The 16,244-nt window shown below is 46.8% G+C and carries 19 protein-coding genes; 3 read left to right on the top strand and 16 right to left on the bottom strand.

Going from position 1 to position 16,244, the window contains the following annotated elements; genetic code table 11:
- Positions 1-49: 49 nt before the first annotated feature.
- The 3 genes from V3V99_14390 (at position 50) to V3V99_14380 (ending at position 4,180) form a co-directional block, all read left to right on the top strand.
- Positions 50-2,998, top strand: a complete 2,949-nt coding sequence (locus V3V99_14390; GenBank protein ID MEE9443849.1) for a S8 family serine peptidase — start codon at positions 50-52, stop codon at positions 2,996-2,998.
- A 127-nt stretch (positions 2,999-3,125) separates the two neighbouring features.
- Entirely contained in the window at positions 3,126-3,632 is a 507-nt protein-coding gene (locus V3V99_14385; protein MEE9443848.1) for a hypothetical protein, read from the top strand.
- A 29-nt stretch (positions 3,633-3,661) separates the two neighbouring features.
- On the top strand, positions 3,662-4,180 hold the full coding sequence (locus V3V99_14380; protein MEE9443847.1) for a hypothetical protein: 519 nt from the start codon (positions 3,662-3,664) through the stop codon (positions 4,178-4,180).
- Here the strand turns inward: V3V99_14380 and V3V99_14375 are convergent, their stop codons facing one another.
- The 16 genes from V3V99_14375 to V3V99_14300 form a co-directional block, all read right to left on the bottom strand.
- Positions 4,181-4,465 carry a Smr/MutS family protein gene (locus V3V99_14375; protein MEE9443846.1) on the bottom strand — a complete coding sequence of 95 codons (285 nt, stop codon included), beginning with the start codon at positions 4,463-4,465 and terminating at the stop codon, positions 4,181-4,183.
- 211 nt (positions 4,466-4,676) lie between these two features.
- A complete protein-coding gene (locus tag V3V99_14370) occupies positions 4,677-5,081 on the bottom strand; it encodes a spore germination protein GerW family protein (GenBank protein MEE9443845.1) in 405 nt (134 codons plus the stop codon).
- A 1-nt stretch (position 5,082) separates the two neighbouring features.
- The gene (locus V3V99_14365; GenBank protein ID MEE9443844.1) at positions 5,083-5,727 is read right to left on the bottom strand and encodes a hypothetical protein; all 645 of its coding nucleotides are present in this window, start codon (positions 5,725-5,727) and stop codon (positions 5,083-5,085) included.
- A gap of 106 nt (positions 5,728-5,833) precedes the next feature.
- Positions 5,834-6,088 carry a hypothetical protein gene (locus V3V99_14360; GenBank protein ID MEE9443843.1) on the bottom strand — a complete coding sequence of 85 codons (255 nt, stop codon included), beginning with the start codon at positions 6,086-6,088 and terminating at the stop codon, positions 5,834-5,836.
- A 121-nt stretch (positions 6,089-6,209) separates the two neighbouring features.
- Positions 6,210-6,995 (bottom strand): electron transfer flavoprotein subunit beta/FixA family protein, encoded by a 786-nt coding sequence (locus V3V99_14355; protein MEE9443842.1) that lies wholly within the window; start codon positions 6,993-6,995, stop codon positions 6,210-6,212.
- Between the two features lie 117 nt (positions 6,996-7,112).
- Positions 7,113-7,868, bottom strand: a complete 756-nt coding sequence (gene rnc / locus V3V99_14350) for a ribonuclease III (GenBank protein MEE9443841.1) — start codon at positions 7,866-7,868, stop codon at positions 7,113-7,115.
- Positions 7,869-7,879: 11 nt separating this feature from the next.
- Positions 7,880-9,124 (bottom strand): beta-ketoacyl-ACP synthase II, encoded by a 1,245-nt coding sequence (gene fabF / locus V3V99_14345; protein ID MEE9443840.1) that lies wholly within the window; start codon positions 9,122-9,124, stop codon positions 7,880-7,882.
- 29 nt (positions 9,125-9,153) lie between these two features.
- On the bottom strand, positions 9,154-9,396 hold the full coding sequence (acpP, locus tag V3V99_14340) for an acyl carrier protein (GenBank protein MEE9443839.1): 243 nt from the start codon (positions 9,394-9,396) through the stop codon (positions 9,154-9,156).
- Positions 9,397-9,440: 44 nt separating this feature from the next.
- Positions 9,441-10,184, bottom strand: coding sequence for a 3-oxoacyl-[acyl-carrier-protein] reductase (fabG, locus tag V3V99_14335; protein MEE9443838.1), 744 nt, complete (start codon positions 10,182-10,184; stop codon positions 9,441-9,443).
- Between the two features lie 9 nt (positions 10,185-10,193).
- The gene (gene fabD / locus V3V99_14330; protein MEE9443837.1) at positions 10,194-11,129 is read right to left on the bottom strand and encodes an ACP S-malonyltransferase; all 936 of its coding nucleotides are present in this window, start codon (positions 11,127-11,129) and stop codon (positions 10,194-10,196) included.
- A gap of 6 nt (positions 11,130-11,135) precedes the next feature.
- Positions 11,136-12,119 (bottom strand): beta-ketoacyl-ACP synthase III, encoded by a 984-nt coding sequence (locus V3V99_14325; GenBank protein MEE9443836.1) that lies wholly within the window; start codon positions 12,117-12,119, stop codon positions 11,136-11,138.
- 18 nt (positions 12,120-12,137) lie between these two features.
- Entirely contained in the window at positions 12,138-13,223 is a 1,086-nt protein-coding gene (gene plsX / locus V3V99_14320) for a phosphate acyltransferase PlsX (protein MEE9443835.1), read from the bottom strand.
- A 26-nt stretch (positions 13,224-13,249) separates the two neighbouring features.
- Positions 13,250-13,426: a 50S ribosomal protein L32 gene (gene rpmF, locus V3V99_14315; GenBank protein MEE9443834.1), complete on the bottom strand. Its 177-nt coding sequence runs from the start codon at positions 13,424-13,426 to the stop codon at positions 13,250-13,252.
- Positions 13,427-13,439: 13 nt separating this feature from the next.
- A complete protein-coding gene (locus V3V99_14310) occupies positions 13,440-13,973 on the bottom strand; it encodes a DUF177 domain-containing protein (GenBank protein ID MEE9443833.1) in 534 nt (177 codons plus the stop codon).
- A 179-nt stretch (positions 13,974-14,152) separates the two neighbouring features.
- Positions 14,153-14,866: a PIG-L family deacetylase gene (locus V3V99_14305; protein ID MEE9443832.1), complete on the bottom strand. Its 714-nt coding sequence runs from the start codon at positions 14,864-14,866 to the stop codon at positions 14,153-14,155.
- Between the two features lie 71 nt (positions 14,867-14,937).
- The gene (locus V3V99_14300) at positions 14,938-16,233 is read right to left on the bottom strand and encodes an alpha/beta hydrolase-fold protein (GenBank protein MEE9443831.1); all 1,296 of its coding nucleotides are present in this window, start codon (positions 16,231-16,233) and stop codon (positions 14,938-14,940) included.
- Between the last annotated feature and the right edge of the window lie 11 nt (positions 16,234-16,244).

Below are 16,244 nucleotides of genomic sequence, written 5' to 3'. Positions count from 1 at the left end.
GCATATTCTTCGCTCTGGAGAGGTAGGTAATATTGTGTTTGGAGATAACATGACTATACGTTCGGCAATATATCATCTAATCGGATTTCTGGCCTTTGCTTTTGCCTGCGCGCTTTTTGCTTCGGCGGTATTGGCGGGAGAAATATCTTCCGGGCTTGAGAGTAAAATTCAAACGAATAAGACAAACGCAATGATTCGGGTTGTTATCGTCCCGAAATCTGAGCATAATCAAGCCGCATTTAAATCATCCTTGAACGCAAATTTCAAGAAGTTATCTGATCGCCGCCGGGCGGCCATAGAACAATTGAAAGAAAACGCCGAAAAGTCCCAACAGCCGCTTAAAAGCATCCTGAATAGCTTCGTGAATAACGGACAGGCAAGAAATATAAAATATTTTTGGATTGATAATTTAATCGAGGCCGAGATTCGGTCCGATAAATTGAAAATTCTGGCAAATAACTCATTTATTAAATCTATTGAGGCTTATCCTGAAATTGAACCTGTCCCGGCTCCGAAAAGCGGGATTGAATCTCTGTCTACATCGGTCGGGGTTGAGATCAATCTTTCTGCAATTAACGCTGATTCGGCCTGGGCTTTGGGTTATGATGGAAGCGGACGGATTGTATGCAGTTTTGACAGCGGGGTTGACGGAGACCATCCGGCGTTATCGAGTAATTATCGTGGTAATAAAGGCTATTCGGCGCGGGAATGCTGGTATCCCGGAATCGATACTTCCACCTATCCTCATGATTTTCCCGAAGCCGGATCATCGCGGGCGCATGGAACGAACACAACCGGAATTATGGTCGGCCATGATGACGCCACCGGCGATACAATCGGCGTCGCGCCCGGCGCGGACTGGATTGCCGCGCTGGCCATTGACGTTCCCGGAGCTTCGATTTTCGACGCTTTTCAATGGGCGGCTGACCCGGACGGTAATCCCAATACCGTGACCGATATTCCTGACGTCATCAATCACAGCTACGGCATAAAAGATATCGGATGCAGCGAATTATTCTGGGGTGTAATTGACAACCTCGAAGACGGTCTGGGTATTGTCAATGTCTTTTCGGCGGGCAATGAAGGAACTACTGCCAACGCTATTCGCAGCCCTGCCAATCGGGCTGAGGATTCGATTACTAATTTCGCTATCGGCGCGGTTTACGCGCCCGATTCATCGATCTGGTCCGCTTCGTCACGAGGACCGTCAAACTGTGATGGAGTTTCCATCAAACCGAACGTGGTCGCTCCGGGACAGTCGGTGCGTTCATGCGAGCCGAATAACGTTTACGCTATCCGCAGCGGAACTTCGGCGGCGGCTCCGCATGTATCGGGAGCGGTGGCTATTTTACGCCAGAAAAATCCTGACGCGACAGTTGATGAAATCAAGACGGCTTTATTAAATTCGGCTCATGATCTGGGGACGGCGGGACCGGATAATACTTACGGATGGGGCCTGATTGATATTGTTAAAGCTCTCGAAGAACTTACGATGTTGACCACTCCGTCATTGCAGGTCAAAGGATTTGATATCCCTCATATTAACCCCGGTGATCAACTTGACTTGACCATGACGATCAAGAATATCGGCGCCGATGCTTTCAATGTCACCGCTGATTTTTCAAATCCCGAGTCGGGTGTAAATCTTATAACCAGCCAGATAAGTTTCGGGGCAATCGGCCGTAATGGTTCCGCTACAGGAGGATCGCTCCTCATGATTTCTTTTGATAATTCGATTGAAATCAATCGCTACTATATTGTTGATATGCTTATTACCGCCGACGGTGGGTACAGCAAAGTGCAAACGCTGAAATTCTATGTCTGTTCGCGCGGCGAACGGTCATATTATGATCATCAAAATGAAACCATCGCCTTTACTATCTCCAATTATGGCGTGTTTGGGTTCAATGACAATTCATATACTCCACTGGGATATTCCGGTTTTCAATTCGGCAGTGCCATCAATGATATGTATGAGGGTGCCTTTTTAATCGGAACCGATTCGGCCCACGTCTCGGATGGCGCTCACAATGTCGCCCAGGAACTCGACAGCGATTTCTTTGTAACCGGGGGTGGGACGATTCAATCGACGACATCGGGTATTTATGCCGATCAGGAAACGGTTTCGTCATTTGATGATAGTTATGCCGAAAATCCTCTGGGGATTTCCATCGTTCAGAAAAGCTACGCCTGGAATTCGGCTCCGGATGATAAGTTTATTATCCTCGAATATATCATCACCAACAACAACATCACTGATATAACCGGATTGTATGCCGGACTTTATTTCGACTGGGATATCAACGTCTTCAGCCAGAATCACGGCCGTCCGGTCGATAGCGAAGATATGGGATATGTTTGCTGGGCCTCAGCTTCCGATTCATCCGACTTCCGGGGCGTGAGGATTCTTAATCCGGAGGGGATGTTCAATCATGAAATTTTGATAAGTCCGGTCGAAACCTACGGCAGCTTTTTCCATGAAGGATTGAAATTTCGCGGACTGGCGACCGATTTTCGGCCATTTTATAACGGAGTAGTTGACGCAGCGCATATAACTTCGACCGGCCCGTTTTCTCTGAGTCCGGGACAATCGGATACGGCCGCCTTCGCTATTGTCGGCGGCGATGCCTGGGATGATTTTATTGCCAACGCTCAGCGAGCGCAAGTTGTGTATGATTTGCTGCCGACCGACGTCGATGACGATAATCCGATATTGCCAGGGACGTTCGCGCTATATCAGAATTTCCCCAATCCGTTTAATCCGGCGACTACGATTTCATTTTCTCTGCCCAAATCAGGCAATGTAAAAATCGAGGTGTTTGATATTTTGGGACGAGTTGTAAAAACTCTGGATAATAAGAAATATCCCGCCGGTCGTCATGAGGTTGTCTGGGATGGTATGGACGGGAGCGGTCAAGCTGTTGCCAGCGGAATTTATCTGTACCGAGTATCGCATGATAACACCAGCCTGACGCGCAAGATGGTACTTTTGAAGTGATGAATGTTAAAGAGAGTATGAATTGGCCGTTATTGATTAAAATAACGGCTTTTTGTTTGCATGATGCGATATTTGTAGGTATCATTATTATACCATGATTTGAATTCCTGGGGGCGAGGAGGAAATTTTGGGGAAACGTATTATTTATTTCTTATCGATTTTAACGGTTGTCATATTCTTTTCAATTTCAAATTCTACTGCCGGAGAAATCCTGATTCACAACGCCGTTAAAATCATCACCAAGAACAGTCTTGAAATCAAGGGCTGGTATGAATCGGGCACCGCTGATTCCTTAACATTAAAAAAATTCACCGGTGAATATATTTCACTGTCCAGGTCTGATATTTCAGAAGTATATAAAAAGGAAAAGCTGTCCAGGCGGGGATTTGTCGTTGGATTTTTTTCCGGAGTTTTCATCGGCAGGGCATTAGGTTCAAAATCATCAGCTAAAGATATCATCTTTGTATCACGGTTATTTGCTTTTGGAGTTGCTTGTGGCATTTTTACTGGTTATGTAGGATCTCATTTTAATTTTTATAATACTGCGGATATTGATGATTTCAGTCTTACAAAAGTCGGTAAGTATACAGTGCGGGACGACGGGATTTTTATTAACCTGGCATGGAATTTTTAGGAAGATAATTTCCTAAAGGAAAATACTATATGGATCATTCATATTCATCAATCGTCCGCTATCTATTTTGTTTTTCTTTATTTATTGTTGTTTTATCGCCTCTCATTTCCGCCAAAGAAATCCTGCCGGGGATAAAATTGAAAATCGTCACTAAGAACGGTGTCGAGCATATAGGCAAATATGAAACGGCTAACGACCATGCTATAAGTATTCAGCTCAGGACCGGGAAATATATACTTATCGACCGTGATGACATCGCTTCATCCTACCGCCGCAAATCGTACGCTCAGGAAGGATTTGTGGCCGGTTCGGTTCTTGGCATATTGGTTACCTTAACACCTGAATATACTGATAGGTCAAAGAAAAATTTTGGCATCAATCTCGGAATTAATTCAATACTGTTGGGGGCTTTGGGTTATGCTGCAGGCTCGGCGATTCATTCCGATCAGCCGATCGATTTGAATGATTTGTATATAGCAATGAGAAAGGGTGGAAATAATTCGGAGAATTCTCAGACAATTTATTTTGGATTTAATTTCAGCTTTTAATCAATCACTTTTCAAATCGACTACCGTCGCGCCCCAGCCGCCGCCGGAACCGCTTTCATGTCGGAACGACACGACGGCCGGATGCTTCTTCAATATTGATTTGACGATTTCTCGCTGAACTCCGATACCCTTACCGTGAATGATGCGCAGGGTGTAAATCTTTTTCTCCAGACAACATTTAATATATTCTTTGACGACATCGGCGATGTCTTTGGGTTGGAACTGATGCAAATCGAGCGTGCCGTCGATGGGATATTTGATGCTGTCCTGATTTTCTTCACACATGATAAATAAAATTTTAGCGTCCCGGTATGTCAGGTTTGCGGTTTTGACACAGCGACAACCCGAGGGTTGTCGTTACGCAAAGAAACAATCGTTCGACTTGTAGCAGGGATTGTTAAAATAATCCAAATTTAGATTAGCTACGCGACAGCCGAAAACAGGTTTTTGCCTGTGCGGGTCAGATGACCGTATCTGACCCGAGACAATATATAATTTATTCGTCGGCGCTCTCCGCGTCTTCGCCCGAATCGCCGTCATCCGATTTTTTGAGTTTATTCTTGAGCTTCATAATTTTGTTGACGACTCCGGGGATGGCTTCGACGATGGAATCGATTTTACCCGGTTTTGCAGGAAGCAGGGAAATGCCGGTTTCATCCATAATAATAAACGCGGCCGGTTCGATGATACATCCGCCGCCGCCACCGGCTCCGTATCCGCCGCCGGTTTTTTCCTTTTCGCCTTCGCCCCCGCCGGCTCCGAAACCGACCGATACTTTGACGATTGGAATAACGGTTTTGTCTCCGACCGTGACCGCTTCGCCGATGATCGATTCGGCGCTGGCGATCTGTTTTAGTTCTCCGACGATGCCGGAGATGACTTCCATGACGTTATTAGGCATATTATCCTCGCCTTCCTATAAAATGTTTCACTAATTGTCTTATCGGCAAATCGCCCAGTAATTGAAAGAGTATATACATGACCTCGCGGTTATTAACAGAGAGTGTCAGCCGTCCCGATATCCGGCTTTGGCCGCCTTCGAAGCGGGGCAAAAATTGAAGCGACCCGCCCGGTCCGGGAAACATTCCCATAATAGCTTTGCTCCATCCGTAGGCCATTCCGGCCACGGCCGGATTGACCATCACCGGTTCATAGACTAACTGCCCGGTATCATATTGTACGCGCGAGAAAAACCGGCAGACGAAAAGAAATCCGGCCCGGGCAAGTCTTATTCCTAAACTCAGCGGAAACCGCTTTTTTTCTTTTTTTATCTTTTTATCTTTTTTGATCTTTTCTTTTTTGGAGAGGGCTTTCTCTTTTTTCGCCTTGTCGCTGCTTTTAATCGCGAATGATAGTTTTTTAAATCCGTTCAAATAAAAACCAATTCGTTTATCGGGGAAATCAAAAAAAAGACCACAGCGCAATACGGACACAAGCAGGCTGAACTGTTTTCTTTGAAATGAAATATCGAAAACAGTTTTGGATAGAACGATAATCAATACCGCCATACAAATAATCGTCAAAAATATATATAATGTAATCAGCATAAGACCCCGGCGGCGGAGGTTTGAAATTCAGGCCGCCGCTTTATTGAGTATATCGGGTTATACGGACAGATATAAATTATCTATACGAAAAAAATATCACAAACTATCACAAGTCTTCCGACTTCGGATCTTCAATCAAGTCCCCGTCGGCGTAATTGTCATCCTCGTAATCATCTTCTTCTTCATCGTTCAGATCATAATCATCGTCATCACTGTCTTCGGAATCGTCGAGCATTTCTTCGCCCAGAGGAATCGCTTCGCCCGTCTCCAGTGCATCGGAGCATTCCAGCGTACAAAAGGTCATCCCGTCTTTCTGGAACGGGACGCCTTCTATATTATCGCCGCAAAAATCGCAACGCATAAATAAACCTCAATCGAGATGTATCCTGGTAGCCGTTTTACAAAATGGAATTAATAAATAGCTATACGAAAATCAAGCTCTTTTTTTTAAAAAATTAAGTCTAAAGATATGTAAAATCAGCCTACAGAACCTGATTATCACGAAGTTTTTTTACCAGCTTATCGGCAATTTCTTCGGGAGTTTCTCCCTCGATCATTTCTCCTTTTTGGCGCAGAGGAGGCGATGCGGCTTTAATCGATTTGGTCGGGGAATTGGCGCCCACACTCAAGGCGTCGATACCAATATCGGATGCGGCCCATTTTGTGATGGGTGCTTTCCTGGCGGCCATTTTCCCCTTCAATGAAGGCAACCGAGGTTCGTTAATTTCCTTGACGACCGATACCACCGCGGGGAGCGATGTGCTTACGGTATCGTATCCTTCTTCAGTCGTCCGCTGGAAGACCGCTTCGCTACCTGCTATACTTTCAGTTTTGCGTGCGAATAAAATCTGGGGCCAGTCGAGATTAGCGGCCAGGGCAGCCGGGACAACGGCAGCATCGTCATCGATCGCCTGCTTACCGGCCAGAACGAGATTGACATCGCCAATTTTATTTATGGCGGCAGCCAATATTTTGGCGGTTGCCATTCCGTCGGAATTTTCAAAGGCCGGATCGGTAACGAGAATCGCTTCATCGGCTCCGACCGATAACGCCTGACGCAGGGCCGATTCGGCTCTATCGCTGCCGACTGTAAGGACCGTAACCTTGCCCCCGTTGGATCCTTTTATTTTAAGCGCTTCTTCGATGGCGTATTCATCGAAGGGATTAACAACCCCGGGACCCGAAGGAAGATTGACCTCTCCGGATGCGTCGTCAACGCGGACCAATTCAATTTCAGGAACCTGTTTTATGATAACGACAATATTCATTCAAACCTCCATTATATCATTTAATCTCGCGCGTTATTAAAACGCGCATGATTACCGGCATTACTTTTCATTTATGAATCTAATGCTCGTGTACCCCCGTGTCAAATCTATCCGCGGCTACTTGTCTCCCTCTATTAATTTTCTCAAAGCGGCGGCGGCCGCCTTTTGTTCGGCGTCTTTCTTGGATGAGCCGACGCCGTTGCTGATAACATTGCCGTTGGCGATTACTTCGATTGTAAATGTTTTGTGATGGTCCGGCCCTTCTTCGCTGACGACTTCATATCGAGGCATTCCTTCGCTGCGGGCTTGAAGGTATTCGAGCAGTTCCCCTTTATAATTGATGTAGGTTTTGTCGGCGGCAATTTCATCGGAGTAGACTAAAATAGTCCTTTCGATAAACGATCTGACCGGCGATAATCCGCCGTCAATGAATATCGCCCCGATAACGGCTTCAAAAGCATCGGCCAAAATGGATGCTCTTTCACGTCCGCCCGCTTTCTCCTCTTCGGTAGAAAGTAGAATAAAATCGCCCAAATTGAACTTAGCGGATTGTCGGGCCAGAGTGGTTTCATTAACGAGCAAAGCCTTAAATTTCGTTAAATCACCCTCGGGCTTTTCGGGATATTTGTTAAAAAGATAATCTGCGGCGACGAGACCGAGCACAGAATCACCCAGAAATTCCAGCCGTTCGTTGGAGGGCAGCCAGTCTTTTTCGCCCAACTTTGCGAAGGAGCGATGAGTCAAGGCTACATGGAGCAGGTTATCATCTTTGAATGAGTATTCTATTTTTTTCTGAAACCTGACCAATAATTTTTGATTCTCGACGGCCCTCCCGGCTCCAAACAGTTCTTTAATCGATTCCCAGATGCCCATCTTAATTTATTCTAATCATGAGCGGACAGGACAATACTGACGTTATGTCCGCCAAAACCGAATGAATTAGTGATAGCATTCCTGATTTTCATTGAGCGTTTCCCGTCCGCCGCAAAATCAAGATCGCATTCCTCATCCTGATTATCAATATTCGCGGTCGGATGCACCATTTGTTCTTTGATTGATTTGGCGGTTACAGCCGTTTCGACCCCCCCGGCCGCTCCCAGCAAATGTCCAATCATCGATTTTGTGGAATTGATCACCAATTTATAAGCGTATTCACCGAATACGGTTTTCAGAGCCTTGACTTCCGCGATATCGCCCAAACCGGTCGAAGTACCGTGACTATTGACATAGTCAACTTTATCGAGGTTGATGCCGGCGTCATTAAGCGCCAGTTGCATAGCCCGAGCTGCCCCGCCTCCATCGGGAGGTGGCGCGGTCATGTGATGGGCGTCGCAAGTCATACCGGCGCCGATTATTTCGGCATAAATCCGAGCTCCTCGGGCTTTGGCAGACTCAAGCGATTCGATAACCATAATTCCGGAACCCTCCCCCATAACAAAACCGTCGCGGTCTTTGTCAAAGGGGCGGCTGGCTCGCGGGGGTTCATCGTTTCTTGATGACAACGCCCTGGCTGAACAGAATCCCGCCATGGATAAACGAGTGATTGCCGCTTCGGTTCCACCGGTTATCATCACATCCGCTTCACCTCGCTGTATGATTCGATAGGAATCGGCAATGGCGTGGGCAGCTGAAGCGCAGGCTGATACCGTAGAATAATTAGGACCGCGGAAATTGAATCGCATGGCCGCCATCCCGGCGCTCATATCAATAATCATCATGGGAATAAAAAACGGTGACACCCGCTTGGGACCGCGATCATTCAGGGCCAGATGCTGGGCTTCCAGAGTTTGGATACCGCCTATTCCCGAACCGATCACGACTCCGCACCGATTGAGGTCCAATCCCTCGCCATCGTTACTCAATCCGGCATCGTCGTAGGCCATCTGGGAGGCAACAATAGCGTACCGCTCATTGGGATCCATGCGGCGCAAAGCTTTTTTATCGATATATCGCTCCGCCTCCAAACCTTTAATTTCAGCGGCAATAGTCGTCGGCAATCCTTCGGTAGAAAAAGAGGTAACGGTATCGACTCCCGATTTCCCTTCAAGCAGTTTCTCCCAGGTTTCGTTAAACGTATTAGCCAGAGGAGTGACAGCCCCAAGTCCGGTAATTACAACTCTCGTTTTCATACGAGGTGAACTTCCTTATACTTTTTAATTTACTTGTTTGTATGCTTATTAATGTATTCAATCGCCGAGCCGACGGTGGTCAGATTCTCGCTGTCCTTATCCGAAATCTGCATCCCGAACTCATCTTCCAGCGCCAGAACCAATTCGGCCTGATCCAGAGAATCTGCGCCAAGATCCTCGGCAAAAGATGCTTCAGGGGTTACTTGCTCAGCGGTAACATTCAACTTGTCCATGACGATTTCTTCTACTTTTTCTTTTACTTCAACAGACATCCCAATCTCCTTTGATAATGTTGTCCTGTTATTTCAAAATTTGTTTACATCAGCATGCCGCCGTCGACCTGCAAAACCTGACCGGTAATATAATCAGATTCTGGGGACGCCAAAAACGCTACCGCCGAGGCAACATCTTGGGCCGTTCCCGGTCGTTTCAGCGGAATGATATTTAAAAACGCGTCGCGGGCGGCCTCGGGCAATTCCTCGGTCATGTGAGTCGCGATGTAACCCGGCGCCACGGCATTTACGGTAATTCCTCGTCCGGCCAGTTCTTTGGCCAGTGATTTGGTTAAACCTATCAGGCCCGCTTTGGAAGCGGCGTAATTTGCCTGTCCGGGGTTGCCCATCAAACCAACCACAGAACTGATATTTATGATTTTGCCGCAGCGGGCTTTCATCATCACCCGCGAAACGGCCTTAATTGTCAAAAAAGCCCCCTTAAGATTGACATCCATAACCTGATCCCACCCCTCTAATGTTTGACGAATCAAAAGTCCGTCACGGGTGATACCGGCGTTATTGACGAGTATGTCAATGGAATCGAATTTATCTATGACCTTATTAATCAAATCTTTGACGCTATCAGGATCGCTGACATTGCAACTGATAGCATGCGCCACATATCCCTTCCCAGAGAATTCGGAGGCTGTTTGTATGGCCATCTCTTCCATTACATCAGAAATTATCAACTTCGCTCCCAGACTTCCCAATTTGTCGGCGATGGCTTTTCCAATCCCTCTGGCCGAGCCAGTTACTAACGCCGTTTTACCTTCCAATGGCTTCATAAATTATCCTTAATATACGGGCTGTTTGATAAATGCGTCCACATCAGCCAAGGTATCGATATTATATAGGTTTACGCCGCGCATATCTCTTTTGGCCAAACCGCTTAGTACTTTGCCGGGTCCGATTTCTACGACCGTTTCCACATTCTCCTCGATGAAATAGGCCATCGTATCGCGCCACCTGACCGGTGATGTAATCTGTTCGACCAAAAGACGGCGAATATCGTCCGCCTTAGTTACCGGCTGAGCTGTTACATTGGCAATAACCGATATCGAAGCATCCCTGATATCGATCTCATCCAGACATTTCGCCATACCTTCAGAGGCTGAGTTCATCAAAGGCGAATGGAAGGCTCCTCCGACTTCGAGCATGACCGCTCGTTTGGCGCCCTTCTCTTTGGCCAGTCGGCAGGCTTCTTCAACGCCCGGGACATCGCCGGAGACGGCAACCTGAATAGCGGAGTTGATATTGGCCGCCGTTATAATGCCTTTGGTTGAAGCTTCGCTAATGACCTCATTTAGTTTTTCATCATCGAGAGCCAGAATCGCCGCCATCGTTCCCGGATTATCCACGCAGGCCTGCTCCATCAGTTTGGCTCGAGTGCACACGGCCGTAATGGCGTCTTCATTGCTTATTGCTCCGCAACAAACCAAAGCGCCGTATTCGCCCAGGCTATGACCGGCGGCAAAGGACGGCGCGTCCAGATTATCACCGGCGATTTCCAATATCGCCAGAGAATGAATCAAAATGGCCGGTTGCGTAAATATCGTTTGTTTTAATTTTTCAGCCGGTCCCTCAAACGAGATGCGGGCTAAATCATCACCGAGTAAATCGGATGCCTGTCGATAAAATTGCTTGACGCGATCCGACTTCTCATATAGTTCCTGTCCCATACCGACGTATTGGGATGCTTGTCCGGGAAATAAATATGCCGTTTTACTCACGTTTTCCTACCAGCGGAATAGAACCGCTCCCCATGTTAAACCGCCCCCGAAGGCAACACTAACAATGTTATCTCCGGTCTTAATCAGGCCGGTTCGGATCGCTTCATCCAGCGCCAGCGGCACCGAAGCGGCCGATGTGTTGCCGTATTTTTCTATATTCATAAAAACTTTTTCCATCGGTAATCCGATGCGATCGGCCGTAGCCTTGATAATCCTGATATTCGCCTGATGCGGAATCAACCAGTCGATTTGATCATGAGTCAGCCCGGCATCAGAGATTACCCTTTCGGCGGCGTTGCCCATGTGTCGTACGGCGTGCTTAAAGACTTCATTACCGCGCATTTGAATGAAGTAATCGGACCAGGGCGTATCGCCATTGCGGCTGAAGGGATTTTGAGTCCCGCCGGCGGGAATACATAATAACTCCGCCAGATTTCCATCTGATTTCATGAATGTTGAAAGAATTCCGGTATCCTCTTCAGTCGCAGTCAAAATGGCCGCCCCCGCTGCATCACCGAATAAAACGCAGGTATTGCGGTCTTCATAGTTGGTCACCGAACTGAGCATCTCGGCGCCGATGACCATAATATTTTTGTAAATTCCGGAAATGATATGGGCTCGGGCAATTGATAAACCATAAATAAACCCGGAACAGGCCGCTACAATATCCATTGTGGCCGCATTTTTCAAACCCAGTTTTTTCTGAACAATACAAGCCAATGAAGGCAATTTAAAATCCGGAGTTACCGTCCCAATAAGGAGTAAATCGATATCATCGGGGCCGATACCGGCCATTTCGAGGGCATTTTTGGCCGAAGCGACACAGAGATCTGAAGTTACCTGACCCTTAACAACCACGCGCCGTTCGGTAATTCCCGTCCGGCTCTTTATCCATTCATCGGAAGTATCAACCATTTTTTCCAAATCCTGATTGGTCAATATCTTTTCCGGCGTATATGACCCGGTTCCGATTATTTTTGCTCTTAACATCAGTTTATATCACCTAATTTAATTTTGCCACTTTTCAGATAGCGAAACGCCGTTTATATTATAATCGACGGCTTCTTCATCTCCGTTTTGTCCGGGCATCAAGACAGCCTCTATTTTTTTATTTACCTGAAACGACACCATGTCCCGGGCGACCATTAAGGCGCTTAATATCGCCTTACCTGATGATTCACCGTGGCAAATCAAACAGACGCCGTTAACACCCAGCAAGGGCGCTCCGCCATATTCGGCGTAATCGAAGGTGTTGCGCAGGCGTCGTAAAAACGGGTACATCAGTATCGCGCCGCATCGGGAAAAGATATTAGTTGAAACCTGTCGGCGCAATGAAGTTGTTAAAAAACCTTCAACCGATTCGGCGAATTTAAGAACAATGTTACCCACAAAACCGTCCGTAACAACAACGTCGGCATTGCCCATCAGGATATCACGGCCTTCAATATTGCCTATAAAATTCAAGGCTTTATTATTTTTCAAAAGCGGATGGGTACTGACAATCAGTTCATTACCCTTACTTTTCTCCTTGCCGATGGAGAGCAAACCCACGCGGGGATTTTTCTTCTGCATCATCGACTTGGCCACAATCGTACCCATAATGGCGAACTGATACAAATGGATCGGCTTGCAGGTGGAGTTGGCTCCGACATCCAATACGAGGGTCTGGCTGCTATGAATCGATGGAAAAAACGACGCGATAGCCGGACGGCGAACTTCCCGCAAACGACCTAACCTCAAAACGGCGGTTCCCATAATGGCGCCGGTATTGCCCGGGGAAACTACGGCGTTGACCTGGCCTTCCTTTTGGAGTCGGAACGCCTCGGCGATTGATGTTCCCTGGCGACGCACGGCGTCAGCCGGAGAATCCTCCATGGTGACGACACCTTCGGCGTGGTGAATATCGATATTAGCCGGAACGTCGCGTAGTTTTTTCAACTCGCCGCTGATTGCGTCTTGCTGACCGACCAAAACAATCTTTACATTCGGACCGAACTGGCGCGCCGCCACAACACCTCCGGCAATAATATTCCCGGGACCGTTGTCGGTGCCCATGATATCAAGCGCTATTGTAATTCCCGTTTTTTCAGGCATGATAATAAGTCTGATTATTTGCCGGATTATTTGACTTCAAGAACTTCTTCACCCTTATAAAAGCCACAATTGGGACATATATGATGCGACAATTTGGGTTGGTGACACTGCGGGCAATCGACGATTGTCGGCGGTTTCAATTTCCAGTGTGTCCGGCGTTTACGGCCTCGAGCTCGTGAGTGTCTCCTTTTTGGTAATGCCATGATATCTCCTCAATTATTTATCCGGGCTTTGTTGATCTATTAGTAAATCTTTTAAATTGTCCCATCTCGAATCGGCGTTTTCTATCCGGCAATCGCATTGTTGGACATTTTTATTACCGCCGCAAAGGGAGCATAAACCCCGGCAGGATTCGGCGCAAATCGGCTTTAATGGTATCTCCAGAATTAAGGCTTCACGAATCGGCTGACTGATATCTATCTCTTTAGTTACGGAAGTCAGCAATATTTCGTTTTCCGGGACTTCATCTGTATCAACCGGATGTTTATCGGAAAGTTCCTGAATTGAAAAATCAATCCTGCCGTTTAGTGACTCAGAATACGGTTCCAGGCATCGGGAACATTCCAACTTAGCGTCACATTTGACCTGACCTTGACAATAATAGATATTATCGCTCAGGATAATATCCATTTCGACCTGCAAGGAATGTGCTTCAACCAACCCCCTATATTCCAGTCTCAAATCATTGGCTTTCCCTTCCAGGACCAAATGGGCGGGGAAGTCATTTATGTTGTTCAAAGTCAGTTTCATAGCCTATTAAGCTAAGCAATTGGTTCACATCTGTCAAGCAATTTCTATGCCCTTAACTCTTTGCAAAACAATAAATTACATTCACCGGCCAACCGCATTTTAATCAATTTTAGATAGTATTGAGGGCCGGAATTTTCAGTTTTGCTTCCATACCATAAATTTATGCTTCGTAGTATCAGTTAGAATCGGTGTCCTTTGGCCAAATCCATTATATTATTTATTAAAAGCGTTTGGTCGCCCTTAAAGCCCTGGCCGTATTTCACACCGGCCATCAAACCGTAATGACGCGCCAGACTCTCAAGCGTCCAAATATAATCGCGTGATTTTTCAGGATTGAGAAACTGGCTTTTGTGACATTTCAAAGCCTCCAGCCACTTATCAAATTGATCGCTGATGTCAACGACAAAATCCGGATTCATACCCGGGGGCAAAAAATAATAAAAGATCCGGTTAACCTGATACGGCTTACCCTCAACTGGAACCTTTTTGAGCGACGCCAGATTGGCGGCATTGATACTTATTTCTCCACAGGCAACATGGTCCGAATGCGATTGCCTGCGGCCGTGGCCTTTCCGGGGCGCCGGACATAAAATTGCCGAAGGCTTATAGTTTCGGATATCGCGGGCCAAAGCCAAACGTTTGTCATAACTGTCGGCGAGTGACGCATCACCCCAATCGTAGGTTTTGAGCAAATCGGCGCCCATCAATCGGGCCGCATCTTCGGCTTCGCGGCTTCGCTCTTCGGCTTCACCGCCGGTACCCATTTCACCGGCGGTTAAGTAGATTATGCCAATCCTGTAATTTTGCTCAGCCAGTTTAATAATTACGCCTCCCGTCCCGACCTCAACGTCATCGGGATGGGCGCCTATGGAAATTACATCATATTCTTTCATCTCAAGAAAAAGGGCCGAAAAGAATAATCTTTCCGGCCCAACCCTTAATTTTCAAAAACTAATAATCAGTTTTACAAATCTTCAGGGATATCGAAATTTTCAGAATGGAATATCAGGATATCCTCAAGAAGATCATAGAGGTAGCTATCAGCCGTCGCCGGCATTTCACTGTTGCCTTCAAATGTCAGATGCTGAATGGTCGTGCCCATACCGTTGCTATTTAGAAAATTCAGGAAAGCCGTCATCTGGTCGTCATAATGGAATTTCGCTTCGTCGGAAGAAATCAGAAGTTTAGGCATATCATTGAATTGGGTCGCGAATCCTTCCGGATCATTGACATAGAGCGAGTCGATATTATGAGCCATCCACAGACCCCAGATGAAATTATCAATGGCTCCGGTTGAATCTATTGGTGCGTGCGATTGGTGCTTAGGCAGATATGATTTCAAATCATCGGTCAGAGTATCTCCCACAAAATATCCAAAAGTACGCGCCATTGAAACCTGGCTGGTGAAATAATAGATACTGTCAATTACAGTCACATGTGGCGAAAAGGCCGATGAAGCGGAAACTATCAATGATGTCGCGGGATCGGCAAAGGAAGTATCGATTGGCCACACAGATGATATATCATTATCAATAAGCGTTCTAAACCCACTCTCGCCGTCGTCACCGTCAAAATCAAGAGGAGCGTTAACGGCCGAAACGGAGCTGAATAGGTCGGTCTGGATCGCGGCGGAAAAGGCTCCGTAGCCGCCCATTCCAACACCGCCAATGGCTCGGGCGCCTTTATCTTGTATCGTCGAATACGCCTGATCAACCCGGTTAACCATTCCGTTGCTGAAAATATCAACCGTAAAGGTATCATTAAGAGCCTGCCATTCTATATCCATATATGAGGTATCGCGGAACAAGGCCGTAAAGTAATTGCCCTGCCTGATGGAATTGGTATAGAACGAACCGCCCAGGAGAGAACGCCCGTCGAAGCAAACGATTATCATCGGTTGAATCTTGCCTTCGCTAAGCAAACGATCGGCGATTTCCACCAGTCCATGTTCGCTATAGTAGAGATCATTGGCCCGGAAAGGAGACAGAAGGTATAACACCGGATACGGCCGCCCCTGACCCTGCCAATTATAACCCGGGGGAGTATAAATATGAACGCCGCGAACGCTCGGATTTTCAGTCGTCGCATCGAATATGGTCGAGGTCAGGATGCTTTCGAACTGCATCGGCCATTTCCAGAGCAAACCTTTTTCCGTGACAAACGACCGGGATGGATTATCTTTCGTTTTATCGGTACATCCGGCAAGGAAAACGACGGTGAGTATAACGCCAAAAACTATTGCCAAAAATCTTAATCTCATCTCATCCTCCC

Source organism: Candidatus Zixiibacteriota bacterium, from assembly GCA_036480375.1.
Classification (GTDB): domain Bacteria; phylum Zixibacteria; class MSB-5A5; order GN15; family JAAZOE01; genus JAZGGI01.
This window is presented reverse-complemented; position numbering and strand designations above follow the sequence as displayed.